Here is a 579-nt window from a genome sequence, read left to right as displayed (position 1 = left end):
CCAGTTCGCCGGCACATTGGATATCGACGCCTCCGAGAAAGCAGCCCGGTTCGTGCGCACCTGCGACTGCTTCAACGTCCCGATCATCACCCTGGTCGACGTACCGGGCTTTCTGCCCGGCACCGGACAGGAATACAACGGCATCATCCGACGCGGCGCGAAACTGCTCTACGCCTACGGCGAAGCAACGGTCGGGAAGATCACCGTCATCACCCGCAAAGCGTACGGCGGGGCGTACGACGTGATGGGATCCAAGCACATGGGAGCCGACGTCAACCTCGCCTGGCCCACCGCACAGATCGCCGTCATGGGAGCCTCCGGTGCCGTCGGATTCGTCTACCGCAAACAACTGCTCGACGCCGCCAAGAACGGTGAAGACGTCGACGCCCTCCGGTTGACACTGCAGCAGGAATACGAAGACACCCTCGTCAACCCCTACATCGCCGCAGAACGCGGCTACCTCGACGCCGTCATCCCACCGAGCCACACCCGCGGCCAGATCGTCACCGCACTACGACTACTCGAACGCAAACAAGTCACCCTCCCACCCAAGAAACACGGAAACATCCCACTATGAGC

1 protein-coding gene is annotated in these 579 nt (G+C 62.2%); it reads left to right on the top strand.

Annotation, left to right across the window (positions count from 1 at the left end):
* Window positions 1–577: carboxyl transferase domain-containing protein (locus RHBS_RS28470; protein WP_272913913.1), on the top strand; the 577-nt coding region annotated here is incomplete at its 5' end.
* Window positions 578–579 lie beyond the last annotated feature (2 nt).

This window comes from Rhodococcus sp. BS-15, from assembly GCF_000813105.1.
Classification (GTDB): domain Bacteria; phylum Actinomycetota; class Actinomycetes; order Mycobacteriales; family Mycobacteriaceae; genus Rhodococcoides.
The sequence above is the reverse complement of the archived record's forward strand: the minus strand, read 5'-3'. Positions and strand labels throughout refer to the sequence as shown.